This window comes from Singulisphaera chitinilytica, assembly GCF_049331405.1.
Lineage (GTDB): Bacteria > Planctomycetota > Planctomycetia > Isosphaerales > Isosphaeraceae > PoT.
Window position 1 is genome coordinate 243,888 of record NZ_CP186274.1, and the last position, 17,251, is coordinate 261,138.

A 17,251-nucleotide genomic window follows, 5' to 3' on the forward strand; every position below is an offset into this window, starting at 1 on the left:
GAAAGGGGGCGAAATCGGCCGGACTTTCGAACTTCTTTGTTAGATATCCCCCGCGACCGGGAAGTATTAGTCTGGACGTAACCTGGCTTGCTTCTCGAGGGGGGGATTCCCATGGGCAGTCGGAACGCGGGCTCCGTCGCCGAGCCGATCGGCAGGCTCTTCCAGGTTGGGACCATCGCCGGCCTCTCGGATTCCCAACTCCTGGGCAGGTTCGTCGCCGGGCGCGACGAGGCCGCGTTCGCCGCGCTGGTCGCCCGACACGGGCCGATGGTGCTGTCCGTCTGCCGGCAGCTCGTGCGGGATGGGCATGACGCCGAGGACGCGTTCCAGGCCGCCTTCCTCGTCCTCGCCCGCCGCGCCCATTCCCTCCGCGACCCTGAATTGCTCGGACACTGGCTCTATCGGGTCGCCCGGCGCTCGGCGCAGAAGGCGAACGCCCTGCGGGCGAGGCGTCGCGAGCGGCAGTCGCGAATGATCGCCCTGATTTCGGCAAGTCGCGACGATTCCGGGAGCTCATCGCTCGAGCGGCTCGAGGACTTTGGGGCCCTGCATCGAGAGATCGATCGTCTGCCCGAACGCTATCGCGTGCCAATCGTGCTCTGCTACCTGGAGGGCCTCTCGCATGCGGAAGTGGCCCGGAGACTCTCGAAGCAGGTGGGGACGGTCGGTGTCCTGCTGTCGAGGGCTCGACGGCTCCTGCGCGAGCGGCTGGAACGCTCGGGGATCGCGATGCCCGCCGCCTTCCTCGTCGCCGGGTGGGAGGCCGAATCCCCTGGTGCGGTTCCTGCGTCGCTTGTCGCGAAGGCCTGCGCCGCGACCCGCTGCGGGGCGGTTCGAACGACCGCGGTCGTCATCGCCGAGGGAGTCCACAGAGGCATGCTCGCCGCCTCGCTGAAAGGCTCGGGAATGATCATCCTCGTCCTCGCGGGGATCTTCGGAGGCGCGACGCTCGGCCCCTTGGAGCAGGGCACCACCGACGACTCGATCCGATCCGAAGCGATGCCGAATCCTCGGGGAAACGCACCCGCCCCGGCGAGTCGCCCTGCCGAAAACCCGGACGAGGCGGCGGCGGTCGTGGTGCGCGGCCAGGTCGTCGACCCCAGCGGAAAGCCCGTCGCGGGGGCGTCGGTGCATTTCTTCGATCTCCGGGCCTATTTCACGGCCGGATCCCGGGAGGGGCCTGACGGGACATCCACTCGAGCCGACGGGCAATTCATGCTGAACGCGCCCCGTACCGCGTTCGAAAGGATGGATCGGAAAGTGGGGCGTTGCACGGCTCGAGTCGTCGCCTCAGCCCCCGGATATGGGCTGGCCTGGGCCGACGTGCCGGAGGAGGGCAACGTCACCGTGCGGCTGGTCGTGGACGACGTCCCGATCGAAGGGCGGATCCTCGACCTCGAAGGCCGGCCGGTCGCCGGCGCCGGCGTGATGGTCGACTTCCTCTGGGCCCCACAAGCCGGGACCGACCTGTCCCCCTGGATCGACCGGGTGAAGGCTGGTAAGGCGTATGCGGCCGGCGAGGGCATGGAGCCCTTGCCGTTGAACATCCTGCGGCCGGGCCTGGGGCTCGACCGCACAACGGGGCCCGACGGCCGGTTCCGGATCGAGGGGATCGGCGCCGAGCGTGTAGCCACGCTGCTGGTCTCGGGCCCCGGGATCGAGACCTCGGCCATCGAGGTGATGACGAAGAACGGCCCCGACCTCCGGGCGACTCGGGACGTGATTAACCCGCCCCGGCCGATCCTCTATCGCGCCGCCAGGTTCACTCACGCCTCGGCGCGGAGCCGGCCGATCGTGGGGACGATCCGGGATAAGGACACGGGCCTGCCCCTCGGTGGTGCGGTCGTGCAGGGTATGGTCTATGAGCCGAGGAGCGCCCTCTTCGCGAAGGGGGTCGAGGCGACGACCGATGCCCAAGGGAAATACCGGCTCCTCGGGCTCCCGGAGGCCCAGGAATACTCCCTGCAAGTCACGCCGACGCCGGGCCAGGCCTATCCCCCCGCGACCTTCCGGGCCTCGGCCAGGTCCGTCGGCGCCGAGCCGCTGACGAGGGACATGGCCCTCAAACGCGGGGTGCTCGTGCGAGGCCGCCTGATCGACAAGGGGACCGGCCGCCCCGTCTCCGGCAATGTCTCGGTGCGCCTCGCCGACGATAACCCGCACCTCAGGGAGTTCCCCGGGTACGACGGCAGCGAGACCTTCGCCAATGTCGGTAAGGACGGCCGGTTCCAGATTGCCGCCCTCCCGGGGCCCAGCCTGCTCACCGCGCACTCGGTCCGGAACCGGTACAAAGGTTGGAGCGGGATCGACGCCATCGCCAATCCGGGGCGTTATGGGTTCCCCAGGCAGGCGGACGGGACGCTCGTCCTCGAAGGATATCACGCCCTCGCCGAGATCAACCCCGAGCCCGGGGCCGTTAGCCTGACTCGCGACCTCGAGGTCGACCCCGGCCGATCCGCCTCGGTCGCGATCGTCGATGACAAGGGCAAGCCCGTAGATGGGGCGCTCGCCCGGGGGCTGGAGGCCCTGGACCCGGCGACGCCACAGCCCTTGCACGCCTCCACGATCGAGGTTCATGCCCTCGACCCTGCGAAACCGCGCCGCCTGTGGGTCTACCACCCCGAGCGTCAGATCGCCGGCTCGATCCCGTTGCGTGGCGATGAGGGCCGCCCTCTGACGCTCCGGATGCAGGCTATGGGTCGCATCAAAGGACGCCTGGTCGACGCCGGGGGCCGGCCGATCGACAACGCCACGCTGGTCAACCTGCACATCTACGGTCCCAGGTTCCACCCCGATCGCGGGATCGTACCAGGACCCGGCAGGATCGTCCTCGGAGACGGTGGGCGATTCCGGCTCGAAGGGTTCGTCGCCGGAGCCAAGTACTCGATGCAGGCCTTGAGATCGGGGATGAAGGCCGCGCCCGTCTTCCAGGACGTTGTCATCGAGCCGGGCGAGACGCGCGACCTGGGGGACATTGTTCTAAATCAATCTAAATAAAAACACGTGATTTTTGATAATGGAAAAAAATTAATGGGGATGTGCGGGCTTCGCCACGATCGGCTCGGCGAGGCGGGCGCGCCACTCGGCGGCCTTCTCCGGCTTGTTCCAGGATTCGTAGAGCCGGACGACTCGCTTGCCGGCCGCGGCGATTCGGTATCGGGCGTAGGTCGGGGAGATCTCCGCGCGGCGGCACTCGAGGCCGTCGAGGGCCTCGAGCAACATCGGCTCGGCCTCGTCGAAGCGATCCAGGCCGAGCAGGGCGTCGCCGAGGAGGGACCGGGCCTGAGAGGTCGTGGGGGAGTCGGGCAGACTGGCTTCGAGGATAACGAGGGCCTCGCGCAAGAGCGGCTCGGCCTCGGCGTATCTCCGGGAATCGAGCATGCCCTCGCCCTGGTCCATGAGGATGTCAGCATGGGCGGGGGAATTGGCCCCGCGCTTCCGCCGGGCGGCCTCGAGCCATTTCCGGCGCCAGGCATCGGCCTTTTCGAGGTCCCCACGTCGCTCCAGGGACGTGCAGAGGCTCATGATGATCGTGGAGGCCTCGGCGTGGCTGAAGTCGAGCTTCTCGAGGCCCGTCCCGGCCTGGTGCAGGAGGGTCGAGGCTTTATCGATATCCCCGGCGGCCTCGTAGGCGAGGCCGAGGTTCCAGAGGCTGTGGACCGTGTAGGGGTTGTAGTCGCCGAGGAGCATGACGCGAGATTCGCGCACCTGCTCGCCCAGGCGGATCGCCTCCTCGGTCCGGCCGAAGGCCCGGTACATGCCGGCGAGGCTGTCGAGGATCATGAGGGTGCTGGGATGTTCGGCCCCTCGCCTCGGCACGATCTCGTCGCGGGCTTGCTCGAAGAGCGCGAGGGCCTGCCGCATCTTGCCGGCGGCTCGATATCTTAAGGCCAGATTGTTCAGCGAGATGATGGAGAGGGTATGGTCGACGCCGTATTTCCTCACCCGGGCCTCGCGCACGCTTCGGGCCAGGGCGATGGACTCGGCCTGCTTGCCCAGGGTCATGTCGACGCCGGAGAGGAAGTCGAGGACGTCGAGGGTCCGGTCGTCGTCGGGGCCGAACTTCGCGGCGAGGATGTCGCGGGCCTGCTCGAGTAGCGGCTGCGCCTCCGCCGGCCTGCCGACTTTCCAGTACGCCACCGCCAGGTTGCGGAGCGTGGCCAGGGTGTCGTCGTGGTCGGATCCGAGGATTGCTGCCTGGGCGTTGCGGACGCGCTCGAGCAGGGGGATCGCTTCGTTCGGCTCGCCCGCGTCGAAGATGGCGGAGGCCTGCTGCGAGAGAGCGGCGAGCGTCACCTCGTGGTCGGGGCCGAGCAAGGCGTGCCGGGCGGCGACGGCCTTCGCGAGCAGGGCCCTCGCCCTGGCGGCGTGCCCGAGCCGCCTGGTATGTCCGGCCGAGCCGATACTGGAGGTTGGCCACGACCAGGGGGTCGCCCACGGCGTCCCCTTCGAGCTCGGCCGCGGCCCGGTCCAGGCGGTCCGCGAGGATCAGCTTCAAGGGGCGGCCCTCGCGCTCCTCGGCGCCGGGGTCGAGGTCGTCGAAGACCGACGCAAGGATCTCGCCCCCCTTCTCGATCTGCCGGAGCCGCTTCTGGGCCCGGGCGTTGGCCCTCGATTCCCCCTCGGCCCGCGCGACCTCCTCCTTGCGAGCGAGGTCGGCCCGGACAAGGCCCCACGACGTGCCGACGATGCCTGCCACCAAGAGGGCGAAGATGATCGCGGTCGTCAGCATCGTCCCCCGGTTCCGACGCAGGAACTTGCCGAGGAGGTAGCCGGCCGAGGGGGGGCAGGCTTCCACGGATTCGTCGGAGAGATAGCGCTGGACGTCCCGCATCAGGCCGTCGGCCGTCTCGTAGCGGCGGGCGCGGTCCTTCTCCAGGCACTTCATGACGATCCAGTCGAGCTCACCGCGCACGAGCCTGGCCAGTCGCGAAGGGTCGAGCTGACGCCGAGCCGCCAGGCTCGGCAGGGCGTCGCTGCAGGAGAGGCGGCTGCTGGGGCGGGGCGGATCCTCCTCCTTGATCACGCGGAGCATCTCGTGCCAGGCGGCCTGCTGGAAGCGGCCTCGCTCCAGGGGTGTCGAGCCGGTGAGCAACTCGTAGAGGATCACGCCGAGGGCGTAGACGTCGGATCTCGCGTCGATGTCGATGTTGTTGAACTCGGCCTGTTCCGGGCTCATATAAAGAGGAGTTCCCACGACGGCGCCGAGGGCCGTACGCAGGGTATGCTCGGTGAGGGGCCGGAGGATCGCCTTGGCCAGGCCGAAGTCGATGACCTTCGGCACCGGCTGGCCGTCGGACCGGCAGACGAGGATGTTGCCGGGCTTCAGGTCTCGGTGGATCACCCCTTTCGTGTGCGCGTGCTGGATCGCCCGGCAGACCGTCACGAAGAGGCCGAGGCGCTCGGCGATGCTCAGGCGGGCGTCGTCGCAGAACTCGTTGAGCGGGCTCCCCTCGACGTACTCCATGACGAAGTAGGGACGGCCCTCCCGGGTCGTGCCGCCGTCGAGCACCCTGGCGATATTCGGGTGGTCCATCAGGGCCAGGGCCTGCCGCTCGGCCTCGAACCGGGCCAGCACCGTCTTCGTGTCCATGCCCGGCTTGATCAGCTTCAGGGCCACGATCCTACGCACCGGCTCGGTCTGCTCGGCCTTCCAGACGGTCCCCATCCCGCCGACGCCGACCTCTTCCAGGAGCGTGTACCGCTCGGCGATCACGGCCCCCTTGCGCAGGTCCATGAACCCCTGGCCGAACGTGCCGACGATCGAGGCGTCGCCCCAGTCGCGCGCCCAGGCCGACTGGTCGAGGATGCCGAGCGTCTGATCGTGCGCGACGAGGAGGCGTTCGACCCGCATCCGCAGCTCGGGATTGCCCGCACAGGCGGCATCCAGGAAGGCCCGACGCTCCGAACCCCCAGCCTTCTCCAGCGCCGCGACGAAAATCAGTTCTTCGCCCATGGCTCCGACTCCGACCGCCGAACGGACGCTCGAGACAGGATCTGAAGGAAATGGAGCGGAATCCCGGAGGGTTGAGATTCCGCTCCATGGCGAGTGAGGCCGAGGGCCATCCCAACACCCGGCCTCAGTACGCACATTTCATATATTTATGGAAGCAAAAATGAGTGGGACGTTACCTTATGGCATAATGAGGGTCGCGGAACTGAAATCATCGAATGCAATGGTGTGGTTAATTAGCCGTTAATTGCATCGAGGCGTTCCCGGTTGGCGGCTTCGCGAAGAAGGATGCGGACGTTCCTTTATGCTCATGACTATGAGGAACCACCGGAGTCGTGCGGCGTGCCACGACGACGGCTTCCTCCGGGAAATCGTCCGACTCGTTCGGCTCCTCGATCGCCCCTTGCTCGATCATCCAGGCGTCGCGGGCGGCCCTCACCCTGGGGGATGACCAGGAGCAGGAGCGGCACGTGCCTGGGTGGGAGCCGCCGTGGTGCAGGGCGGGGGCATTGTCCCCGGGCGCGAACCCCACGAAGGCCGCGACCAGGACGCAGGCCAGGGGGACGGCCCACACGTTGCGGAGTATCGGGGCGAGGAACGCCCACGGCCTCGTCATGTGATTCATTATGGGTGTTCCTTTGAATTTGATGTGTTCTGGTGCGGGCCCGGACGCACCCCGGCCAGGGGGCCGCCCCTAGCGGGAAAGGGGCGGGCCCTTCGGCCGCCTCGGGGACGGCCGGGCCGGGTACTTGCCGGGCGGGAGGCCGATCCGGTCCAATCGACCCCCGCCCGGCGTCCGAGGGGGAAGAGTCGCGTGCCCCTCTCCCTCGATATCAGGATGTCTCGGCTCAGCGGACGGATTTGTAGGAGCCGTGCACGTCGTTGTCGCCGGTGGAGGCCGAGTTGCCGGAGATGGCGGTGTTCACGAGGGTCGTGACACTGGTGGGATCGAGGAAGACGCCGCCGCCGACCCCGGCGCCCGCCGCGCCGAGCGAGCCCATCTCGCCGGCGAAACTCTGGCCGACGCTCCCTCCCATGAACGAGGGATGTCCCGGATGCGTGAGCCCGGGGGCCCCGCCGTATCCGCCCGCGCCAGAACCGGCGAAGTTCTGCGAGATCACGTTGGTCGCCTGCGACTGGGGCGAGCCCGCGGGGGCGTTCCACCTCGGCAGGAGGACGACGGACCCCCCGGCGGCGTTGAAGAGGGCGCCTCCTTCTCCGGTCCCGCGCCCGCCGCCGTCGCCGCCGCTCCCGCCGATGCTGTCGCCGCCGTTGCCGAAGCCGGCGCCGAGGACGTTGAGGGTCGGGTCGGCGGTCGCGTCGCCGCCGAAAGATTCGCCGCCCCGGCCTCCGGACCCGGCGTTGCCGCCGTCCGCGACGTTGCGGGTGAAGGTGGCGGTCACGCCCGTGATCGAGGTCGCGCCGGCGTTGTAGAAGGCCCCACCGGCTCCCAGGCCGCCGTCGCCTCCCTTGCCGCCGAAGCCGCCGGCGGCGCTCCCGCCGGACCCGGCAAAGCCGTTCGGCGGGGATCCGCCGCCGGTTCCTCCGTGGCCTTCGCCTCCGATGGCCCCGAAGCCGCCGTTCCCGCCCCGCGCCTGGTTCGTCGAGAAGTTGCTGGCCGGAGGTGCTGATGTGTTGCTATTCGGGGCCGACAGGATAAATTTCGCGCCTTGGGCGTTGTACACGCCGCCGCCGAGCCCGCTACCCCCCGCGCCGGCGTCGCCCGCGTCCCCGGCCCCGGTGAAGTTGGCCCCGAATCCGGCCGGGAACCCGTTGCCGCCATTGCCGCCGTTGGCGAGGCCGCCCGTCCCCGAGTTTCCGCCGTTTCCGCCGTTGGCCTGATTGTTGGTGACGACCACCGCCGCGCCCGAGAACGTGGCCCCGGCCTCGTTGGCGATGGCGCCTCCCTTGGCCTTCCCGCCGGCGCCGGCCTTGCCGCCGTTGCCCCCGATGGCGTCGCCGCCGATGCCACCGACGACGGAGGTGGTCGGCGTGAGGAAGCCGCCCCCGCGGCCTCCCTGGCCGGTGCCCCCCAGGCCCCCCGCGCCCCCGATGCCGCCCGTCGCGCTATTCTGCGAGAAGGTGATCGTCGAGCCGGAATTCACGAAGGAGCCGTTGAAGAGTCCCGCCCCCTCGGCGAGTCCTCCATCGCCCCCCGCGCCCCCATTCCCGCCGACGCCCAGGCCGCCAGTTCCGCCGGTGTTCCTGAAGTTGTAATCCCCGCCGTGGCCTCCGGTGCCGAGCGCACCATTGCCGCCGACCCCGCCGGCCCCGCCGATGACCTGGTTGAGCGCGAAGGTCACGCCGGAGAGGGTCAGGCGCGCGTTCGCCGCGTTGAAAACGCCGGCGCCGAAGGCCGAGCCTCCCTTGCCGCCGGCCCCACTGATGCCACCGATCCCGGCCGTGCCGGTCGGCTTCGAGGGGTTACCGTCCGCCCCCGTCACGCCGAAGCCTGAGCCGCCGCGCCCGCCCGAGCCCCCCTCGCGACGTTGCCCGTGATCAGGCTATTCGCGATCGTCAGCGAGCCCCCCACGTTGTCGACGCCCGCCCCGAAGGCGTCGCCGCCGTTGCCGCCGGGGGAACCACCCACGCGCGTCGCGTTGCCGCTGGAGCCGTTGAGGCCGGCCGAGCCGATCGCCGTGTTGTTCGAGATCGTGTCGTTCGAGAGGGTCACGTTGCCGGCGACGTTGAGGAGGCCCCCGCCCGTAGAAGACAAGCCCCCCTTGATCGTGACGCCCGAGATCCGCACGTTGCCGCTCAGGATCTCGAAGACCCGGTCGAGCGAGTTGCCGTCGATCACCGAATTGCCCGTGCCGTCGATCGTCAGGTCGCTTTTGATGTCGAGGTCACCGGTCGCCGTGTTGTCTTCATTCGCGCCGGCGATGGAGAGCTGGAAGAGGCCGGTCGGCAACGTGATCGAGTCGGCCCCGGCGTGCGCGTTGGCCGCCATGATCGCCGAACGCAGCGAGATGTGTCCCGTCGCGTCCTTGCCCGTCTGGAGGTCGACCGCCACCGAGTCGGCCGTGGTGTTGACGGCGAAGGTCGAGAGGACCTGCCGGGTCTCCAGCGACTCCAGGTTCGGCCTGCGCCGGCGGGCCTTGCGCGAACGGCCGGCCGGCCCGGTACCCTCGAATGACTGCGTCGTTCCCCTGGTCTGTTGCGGCTTCATGACTTCCCCCCGGATGCATGAATCGTCGAAGAATGACGAGCCTTGCATGGATCCGTCGCCTTGTCGGCGAGGATCGTCCGGACTCGACATCCCCCTCATGCGACTCGGGGGGCGGTGAGGCGTCAGGCGGGTTCCGAATTTTCTCGGGATGCCTCGCCATCGGATTTCGCGTCGGAATCGGCCATGGCGTCGTAGAGCCAGGCGCGGGCGTAGCGCCAGGCGCGGTCGGCCGTCGACGGGGAGACGCCCAGGCATTCGGCCGCCTCGGCCAGGGTCAGGCCGCCGAAGAAGCGGAGCTCGACGAGCTTGGCCTTCACCGGGTCGTGGAGCGAGAATCGGTCGAGGGCCTCGTGCAGCGACAGTATGTCTTCGGGCACCCCAACCGCGCCGAGGGCGTCGATGTCTTCATGCACACGCTTGCAACCGCCGCCGTGCTTCTGCCGCCCCTTGCGGCGGGCGTTCTCGACCAAAATCCTGCGCATCGCCTCGGCGGCGGCCGCGAAGAAGTGCGCGCGGCCGTCCCAGCGGCGGTCGTCCTTCGGCCCGACGAGCCGGAGATAGGCCTCATTCACCAGGGCGGTCGCCTGGAGCGTCTGGCCGGGTCGTTCCTGGGCGAGCCGATACGCGGCCAGCCTGCGAAGTTCGTCGTAGACGAGGGGGAAGAGTTGCTCGGCCGCTCGTGCGTCGCCTCGCTCGAGGGCCGCGAGTGTCTGTGCGGCGTCGTCCATCGGAGTGGGCTCCCGTCGGTCAGCCTCGCACCCTCTCCCAGCGAAGGTGCCTTGATTTTGCTATCGGAATCCGTCGGCACTTCCGGCCAGTCGGGCCGGAATTCTCGGACTGGAATCGCGTCCCGACATGTAGACGGCTTCAATCGGGGACGCGTTCACAACTTTTTCCTGAGATTATACCAACCGCCTCCGCGTTTGCCGTCACTTGAATGTATGGGTCAAGGCAAGTCGGCCTCGAATTCGATGCGCTGGCCCGGGACCAGGCGATCGGACTCGATCGTCAGCATCGGGGTTGCGCCCCCGGCCGCGACCTGGAAGGTCCGCGATTCCCCCGGGAGCAGCCCCTTGAGGGATTCTTTCGCACGGACCCCATTCACGGCAGGGTACGCATCATGATAGATCGGGGCGATCCCCGCGTTCCGGAACGTCGCAACCGAGCGGCTCGCCGACGCCTTGAACTCGGTGGCCTGGAATCGGTAGCCGCAGGCCTGGCTCGCCTCCCGGATCCGCTCGGGCTTCTGGTGCTGCGGCTGGGCGTCGCCGATCATGAACGTGATGTGGAACTTCGCGGCGTGATCCTCGAACGAGGTCCCGTGGGGCCCCTTCGGCGCGAGCGCCTGGCTCTGGTCCTTCGGCTCGTAGAAGCTGAACTCGCCCCCCGCGGGCCCGACCTTCCAGCGGTCTCGCCCCAGCGCATTCCAGTTCGGCTCGTTCACCTCGCCGTGCCTGGCGTGGTTGAACGAGTCGTCGAACTCCCCGAACGGGAGCGCCAGGACCTTCTTATTCGAGGCGAAAGGCGACCACTCGGACGCCGCGTCGACCGAGACCATCCAAGGGGTCCGATGGAGCCTGGTATTGAGCCGCTCGGCGAACTCGACCTGAAATTCGAGGGAGGGGAAGGTCTGGCCGAGCTTCATGGGCCCGTCATAGATGTGGTACTCGGACCAGAGGCCGAAGCCGACTTCCAGGAAGGCCAGGCGGGGATCTTCGTCGTACTTCTCGGCGAAGCGGTCGACGAATTCCAGCAGGAAACGGCGCAGCTCGGGGTGCGACCAGTCGGGGAATCCGGTCTTCTTCTTCTCGCTGAGGGCGACGACCCCTCGGTAGTCGGGCAGCTTCCTGATGTAGTCGGGGACGCCGCTCGTCTGGCCGACGTACGTGTCGTGGAAGCGGATGACCGCCTGGTGCTTGCGGCTCTTGACGCCGTCCAGGATCTTCTCGAGCTTCGACCAGTCGTATTTCCCCTTCTCGCGCACGATTTGGTCGTAGCGGATGTAGCTGAATTCGAGCTGGACCGGGGACGTGTCAACCGCGCCGTTGGTCGTCCAGAGGACGATCCCCGTCATGGGCTGGACCGAGGTGATCCTCGATTTCAGGGGGATCGGCTTGAGGTCGTCCGCGAGGGCCGTCGTCGCCGCCGCCAGGCCGATCCAGAGTCCCATGATTCCCCGCAGGGAGCTTCGCCGCACCATCGTCATCCCGATCCTTTCGCGAAGGCCTCGAACCCGGCAAGTCCCGACATCGAATCGCCCCGGGCGTCCAACCACCGTACCGCGGCCACCTGGCCATGCCAACAACGCGGCGTCCCCGTGTGGGGGGCGTGATGTTGCAGGTCACCATCCGGTCTCCGGGCCAAATTCAAAGTGATACGCGGAGAAAAGTGAATCCGCGTCAAAAAAGACTGTGTGATGATATGAAGATATCGATATTCAATATCGGCCGTCGAGGACGATGAAGCCAAATTCATCGGCGGCTTACCTTGGCTTCAGGATGCTCCCGTAGAGTTCATGGTGCAGTCGGTCGGGTCGACGCGGCTGGGGTCGTCCCGCTCGTGGCGTGCATCGGAACCGAAGGAGGGAGGCAGACATGTCGGAATACTCGAGGCGGAATTTCCTGGGCGCAGCGGCCCTCGCGGCGGGGGTGGTCGGGGCGGACGCGGCGGCCAGGGCCGACGACTACGGCGAGAAGGAGAAGGCCGGGCACGGAGCGGAGTCGGAGCCGATCCCGACCTTCCGTTACGCGATGGAGACGGAGAAGGGCCGGCACACCGAGGGGGGATTCTCGCGGGAGGCGACGGTCAAGCAATTGCCGATCTCCGAGGGGCTCGCGGGCGTCTCGATGAGGCTCAAGCCGGGGGGTGTCCGCGAATTGCACTGGCACGCCAAGGCCGCCGAGTGGGCGTTCATGCTCAAGGGGCGGGTCCGCACCACGGTCTTCAGCCCCGACGGCTCGTCGGAGACGAACGACTTCGAGGCGGGGGACGTCTGGTACTTCCCCCGGGGCCACGGCCACGCCCTGCAGGGCATGGGGCCGGGCGAGGCCCACTTCATCCTGATCTTCGACGACGGCCACTTCTCCGAGTTCGGCACCTTCGGCGCCAGCGACTGGTTCGCCCAGACGCCCCCCGAGGTCCTCGCCAAGAACTTCGGTGTCCCCGCCTCGACCTTCGCCAAATATCCGAAAACCGAGGTGTTCATCCCCCAGGGGGCCGTGCCTCCCGCGACTCAGAACCTGCCGCTGATGGGGGCGCAACGCACCCCCGCGAATACGCACAAGTATCCGTTAATGGCCCAGGAGCCGCGCAAGTTCAACGGCGGCCAGGAGCGCAGGGTCAGCGTCAAGGAGTTCCCGGTCTCGGTCGGCATCACCGGCGTCGTCCTCGAGCTCGAGCCGGGGGCGCTCCGCGAGCTGCACTGGCACCCGAACGCCGACGAGTGGCAATACTGGATCGAGGGGAGCGGGCGCGTGGGCATCTTCGGCTCGCACGGCCGTTCGCGGATCGAGGAGTTCAGCGTGGGCGACGCCGGCTACATCCCGCGAGGTTTCGGGCACTACATCGAGAACACCGGCAGCACCCCGCTGAAGGTCCTCGTCGGCTTCAACAACGGCGTGTACGAGGCCATCGACGCCTCGGCCTGGCTCGCGTCGAACCCGACCGACCTCCTCGCCGCCAACTTCGGCGCCCCGGCCTCATCGTTCGAGCCGTTCCCCCATCAACGCGTGTTCATCGCCCCGGGCAAGGGCGCCCCGAAGTCGGGCCACGCGGAGTAATCTCGAACGGGTCAAAGCCCGTCGCGGCCGGACGAGCCTTCACGCTCGTCCGGCCGCGGCCCGCGAGCGTCCTCGTTTGAAGGCGCCGGCGCCGGGCCAACTCCGCTCGCGCAGCTCGAAGGCCGCGAGGGGCAGGAGCCAGCACATCCAGGTCATCAGGGGATCGACCCACATGGCGGTCGTGCCCAGGACCGTCGCCAAGCCTCCCATCATCCTCAGCACGACGGCCGAACAGAGCAGGAGGTAGCATCGCCACATCCAGCGGCGATGGCTCGCGAAGCGCCGCTTTAGCGCCGTGGCCAGGCCCATCGCGGCACAGCTCGCGGTGGCGATGGCCAGTGTTGCCAGAGACACCGCCGCGACAGGCCCTGCCGCGGCGTAATAGGCCATCCAGAGGCCGCTCGGCGTCACGAGCAGCAGGACATTCGCGACCTGCACGCGGCCGAGATACCGATGCCAGTTCGGGAAACGGAGGCGGGCCCGCTCGCCGACCAGGAACAACCCCAGGACCAGCGAGATGGGCCCGGAGATGATGTGCGCGTAGAAGGCCCAGCGATAGGGCCCCCAGAAATGGGATTCCCGTCCTCGAAGGAAATCGGACGAGAAGTTGGGCGGGAGATAGTTCGTGTAATTGGAGACGACGCTGAACGTCACCTTGAGGATCAGCAGCCCTGCCAGAGGGGCCAGCATGCGCTCCGGGAGTTTGCGACGGTCTGGGCGCATAGAGGGCGGATCATCCTGACGATCGCGATGGGCGTGCTGTGTCCGCTCCGGGCCGAAGTCGCCCGCGGACGGATTTTGCCTTCTTCGATTCTCAATGCGGCCGCCTTCTCCCGCAACTCGGGTCGGGAGGAATCGAGGGAATGATCTCGGGGTGGGCGCAAAGTTACGCCTATGGCGACCCCAGGTTGGAATCGCACGGGCTGAATGTTCGGCAGTCTAGGCGAGGGAAGAAAGATAGGAGAGGAGAGAAGGTGGGGATGCCTTACTGGCCAAAGGTGCGGCTCGATGCCCAATCCCCGCAGCGTCGCGTACGATTGAGCACCGAGCCAAAGGTGGACTAGCGTCCAAGTTGCGAGGAATCAACGTCGAATCCCCGCCACTGAACCGCCTCACCTCGCCAGCCGGTCTCTTCCCCGGCTGGCCACACCAAGCAAACACACATTTCCGCGCAACTGACTCTGACACTCACTGCACTGCACCGGAGCTCGTCCTCCGGCTCTAATCTCATCTGCGACGGCGAAGAAGGCTTCCAAAGTGGACTATTCCGACACTCGATTGGCCCCTTCAATAGTCAACCTTCCAACTCGCGGCAAATCGTCACACGGATTGAGAAAGTATTTCGGATTTTTTGTGGACAGTCCGATTGTGAAGGACGCTCTAGCTGTGCGCATTGAAATTGCGCCAGGACGTTCATAATCCCATCTCGTGCGGGCGAGTCTCCGCCCCAAACGGAAACGGCCGCCAGGCGAGGGATAAGATCCCAGGCCGGGCGGCCGTCTTGATCGAGTCTGAAGCGAGAGTCCCGAGTTCGATGAACGACGGAACTCCCGCGTTGTCAAAGATTTCGTGTCAGGCGAGGTGCTTCTCGACCTCGGGGAGCAGCTCGGCGAAGTTGAGGCGGTTGGGGCAGGCGGCCCGGGCGGCCTCGAGGTCGGCGCCGGTCCAGTCGCGAGCCTCGGGGGAGAGGGCGGCGTACTGGCGACGGGCCTCGCTGCGGATGCCGTGGTGCTCGTGGTAGGTGAGGAACCGGGTCAGGTTGCCGAGTTCGGCCGTGGTGCCGGCGGCGGTGGAGCAGCGGCCGTCGCAGTCGGCGCAGAGGGTCGGGCCGAAGGCGAGGGCGGCGTCGCGGAGCTGCTCGATCTCGGCGGCCTTCATCGGCTCGAAGCGGCGGGCGGCCTCGGCGTTCTCTCGGAGCTGGTCGGTCGTCTTGATCGAGACGCACGAGCCGCTGATGCGCTCGTCGGTCCAGATCGCCTGGAGGAGGCCCTGGTAGGGGGTCAGGCCCTTCTCCTTGAGCATCGGCGTCCGGCGGACGACTTCCTCGAGGATGTTGATCTTGGGCTTTTCGGGGAACTGGCCGGCGACCTGCTTCATGGAGATCAGGCCGATCTCCTTCTTCCAGGCGAGGTCGAGGGCCTTGTTCAGCTCCGAGTCCTTCTCGAGCCAGGGGGTGTACTGGAGCATGATGGCGTCGATGACGCCCCCTTCCGCCGCCGCCTTGATGATCTGGGCGCGGTTGCGGTGGTGGGTCGAGAAGCCGATGAACTTGGCCTTGCCCGACTTGCGGATCGTCTCGGCGATCTCCTTGATCTCGGGGCCCTTCACGAAGTTCATGGCATCATCCAGGCTGTGGTCGTCGCCCAGGCCGTGGATGAAGAAGAGGTCGACGTAGTCGGTCGAGAGGGCCTCGAGCCGGGTGTCGAGCATCTTGATGAGGTCTTTGGGGGCGCGAGGGTTGTCCTTGGTGACGAGGACGATCTCCTTGCGGACCTCGGGCGACTGCTCGAACCACTTCTTGAAGCCGGGCTCGGTGCCGTAAGCCTTGGCCGTGTCGAAGGTCCGGACGCCGTTCTCGTAAGAAAGGCGGATCAGGCGGTCGAGCACGCCGCGTTCGCGGAGGGCACCCGTACCCATCTCGAGCAGCGTGATCTCGAGGCCGGTGCGGCCGAGCTTCCGCTTGGGGAGGACCGACGTCTTGGCGGCCGGGGCCGCCTGGGCCTCGCTGCCGCCCTGGGTGCCGAGGGCTGCCGCCGTGGCAAGGGCCCCGGCTTGGAGGAAGGTCCGGCGATCCGCGCAAATCTTCTCTTCGTGGGCCATCGCTCTTAACTCCTCAAAGGGGGGGAGCACTTGATCCACCGACAGCTTTCACATGGTCTCCATTATTACCCGCGCCGTAGCACTTCGTTCAATGGTCTAGGACCATGGAAGCCGTCATTCGACGCCCAGAGTCGCCTCCGCCTTGGCATAATCCGGTTCGAAACGACGAGGGGCCTCGCGGTCTAATGCCAAGACCGCGAGGCCCCTCGGGCGATCCGTTTCTTGTCTTCAGGCTCAGGGGAGGACCCGATCCAGGATCCCCTGGACGAACGGGGGGACCGCGTCGGGGACGACCACGCCGTTAGGCCCATAGATCGAGCCCGGCGGGCGGATCATCCGGTAAGGGCGGCCCGAGTAGCCGTAGACGACGGGGGCACCCGGACGGTACGGGACTACCGGCGTGACGACGACCGGAGCCGTACCCTGGCTCGGCGCGGCATTGGGGTCGCCGTCGCGGAGGGCGGCCTCTTCCTCGCCGATCAGGTCGCGGTCGCTCTCATTCCTGGGGAGCGAGGCGCGGCGCTCGGCCTCGACATCGGCCGGGGTCGGCTCGTCGGCGTTGGTCCTGGCCGGCTCGGAGTCGACGATGGCCGGCGGGAGATCCGAGTTCGCGGGGCGGGCGACCTGGTGGTTCACCGCCTCGGGGTCGCGGACCCAGTGCCCCTTGCGGAAGGCCCAGCCGTCGGCGCGGCGGACCCATCGGGCGGGGCTCCAGTCCCAGCCGGGTCGGGCCTTGGCCCAGAAGCCGGGGGTCCAGACCAGGCGATCGCCGGCGGGCGTGTAGTGGCCGTTCACGAGGAACGAGTCGGGGCTGGGCGCGACGCCGAGGTCATCCTCGGGGCGATCGGCCGGGGGGCCGAGCCTGCGCCAGTCGCGTTCGAGTGCCGGGTCAGCCGGGACGGTTGCCGCCACGGCGACGGCCGGGCGGAGGTCGGCCACCTTGCGACGGCTCCAGAAGCCCGGGGTCCGATACCAGCCGTCGGCGTCACGGAGCCAGCGGCCGCCGACCCAGATCGTGCCGCGAGGGGGGATGCTCCAGGTCCCGCCCACCCACGAGAAGTCGTCGCGGTCGACGTCCCAGGCCCAGTAGCCGGGGACCCAGATCGCGCGGGGGTCCGGCTTATCGACGCCGGGACGCTCGGCGTTGGGGGCCGGCGGGGCCTTCGCATAGCGACGCTGGTCGGCTCGGGCCTGGTTTTCCCGGAGCGCCTCGTGGACGGAGCCATTGGCGGCGGGCGTCTCCTGGGCCGCCTCGGCCTCCTTGGTCTTCACCAGTTCCGACGCGGGCTTCGGTGGCGGAGGAGGCGTGGAGTCCTCCTTCGCCGGCCCTTCCAACGGCAAGGGGTCCTGTGCCCTCGCCAGGGGACCGGGACCGAACGCCCCCGTGCTCAGAAGCAGGGTGCCCAAGGTCACCCATCGCCATCGCGAGACGACCATGGCAACGTCTCCCATCATTTTGAAATCGATTTCCGCGAGTTCAAGCTTGTTGCTTTCCACTCCCTCCGTACTCGGAGGAGACATGCACGACAA

11 protein-coding genes and 1 pseudogene are annotated in these 17,251 nt (G+C 67.9%); 3 read left to right on the plus strand and 9 right to left on the minus strand.

Features of this window, described 5'->3' with window-relative positions; all coding sequences use genetic code 11:
• Window positions 1–111: 111 nt before the first annotated feature.
• Window positions 112–2,997, plus strand: a complete 2,886-nt coding sequence (locus ACOYYX_RS00850; protein ID WP_422928044.1) for a sigma-70 family RNA polymerase sigma factor — start codon at window positions 112–114, stop codon at window positions 2,995–2,997.
• A gap of 30 nt (window positions 2,998–3,027) precedes the next feature.
• Here the strand turns inward: ACOYYX_RS00850 and ACOYYX_RS00855 are convergent, their stop codons facing one another.
• Window positions 3,028–4,404, minus strand: a complete 1,377-nt coding sequence (locus ACOYYX_RS00855; RefSeq protein ID WP_422931573.1) for a tetratricopeptide repeat protein — start codon at window positions 4,402–4,404, stop codon at window positions 3,028–3,030.
• 499 nt (window positions 4,405–4,903) lie between these two features.
• Window positions 4,904–5,956, minus strand: a pseudogene (locus ACOYYX_RS00860) (serine/threonine-protein kinase); the annotation flags it as partial.
• Between the two features lie 332 nt (window positions 5,957–6,288).
• Here ACOYYX_RS00860 and ACOYYX_RS00865 point away from each other — a divergent pair.
• A complete protein-coding gene (locus tag ACOYYX_RS00865; RefSeq protein WP_422928045.1) occupies window positions 6,289–6,573 on the plus strand; it encodes a hypothetical protein in 285 nt (94 codons plus the stop codon).
• Window positions 6,574–6,801: 228 nt separating this feature from the next.
• On the opposite strand, the gene ACOYYX_RS00870 is transcribed toward ACOYYX_RS00865, so the two are convergent.
• The 4 genes from ACOYYX_RS00870 to ACOYYX_RS00885 form a co-directional block, all read right to left on the minus strand.
• Window positions 6,802–8,397 (minus strand): hypothetical protein, encoded by a 1,596-nt coding sequence (locus ACOYYX_RS00870; protein ID WP_422928046.1) that lies wholly within the window; start codon window positions 8,395–8,397, stop codon window positions 6,802–6,804.
• Window positions 8,394–9,122: a hypothetical protein gene (locus ACOYYX_RS00875; RefSeq protein ID WP_422928047.1), complete on the minus strand. Its 729-nt coding sequence runs from the start codon at window positions 9,120–9,122 to the stop codon at window positions 8,394–8,396. The genes ACOYYX_RS00870 and ACOYYX_RS00875 overlap by 4 nt, the downstream gene beginning before the upstream one ends.
• Before the next feature lie 122 nt (window positions 9,123–9,244).
• Entirely contained in the window at window positions 9,245–9,850 is a 606-nt protein-coding gene (locus tag ACOYYX_RS00880) for an ECF-type sigma factor (RefSeq protein ID WP_422928048.1), read from the minus strand.
• Window positions 9,851–10,068: 218 nt separating this feature from the next.
• A complete protein-coding gene (locus ACOYYX_RS00885; RefSeq protein WP_422928049.1) occupies window positions 10,069–11,322 on the minus strand; it encodes a DUF4832 domain-containing protein in 1,254 nt (417 codons plus the stop codon).
• A 394-nt stretch (window positions 11,323–11,716) separates the two neighbouring features.
• Between ACOYYX_RS00885 and ACOYYX_RS00890 the strand changes: the two genes are divergently transcribed.
• Entirely contained in the window at window positions 11,717–12,901 is a 1,185-nt protein-coding gene (locus ACOYYX_RS00890) for a cupin domain-containing protein (protein WP_422928050.1), read from the plus strand.
• A 39-nt stretch (window positions 12,902–12,940) separates the two neighbouring features.
• Here the strand turns inward: ACOYYX_RS00890 and ACOYYX_RS00895 are convergent, their stop codons facing one another.
• From ACOYYX_RS00895 to ACOYYX_RS00905, 3 genes are all read right to left on the minus strand, one after another.
• Window positions 12,941–13,591, minus strand: coding sequence for a DUF2306 domain-containing protein (locus ACOYYX_RS00895; protein ID WP_422928051.1), 651 nt, complete (start codon window positions 13,589–13,591; stop codon window positions 12,941–12,943).
• 882 nt (window positions 13,592–14,473) lie between these two features.
• Window positions 14,474–15,721: an aldo/keto reductase gene (locus tag ACOYYX_RS00900; protein ID WP_422928052.1), complete on the minus strand. Its 1,248-nt coding sequence runs from the start codon at window positions 15,719–15,721 to the stop codon at window positions 14,474–14,476.
• Between the two features lie 234 nt (window positions 15,722–15,955).
• Complete coding sequence (locus ACOYYX_RS00905) at window positions 15,956–17,158, minus strand: hypothetical protein (protein WP_422928053.1); 1,203 nt, start codon at window positions 17,156–17,158, stop codon at window positions 15,956–15,958.
• Window positions 17,159–17,251: the final 93 nt, after the last annotated feature.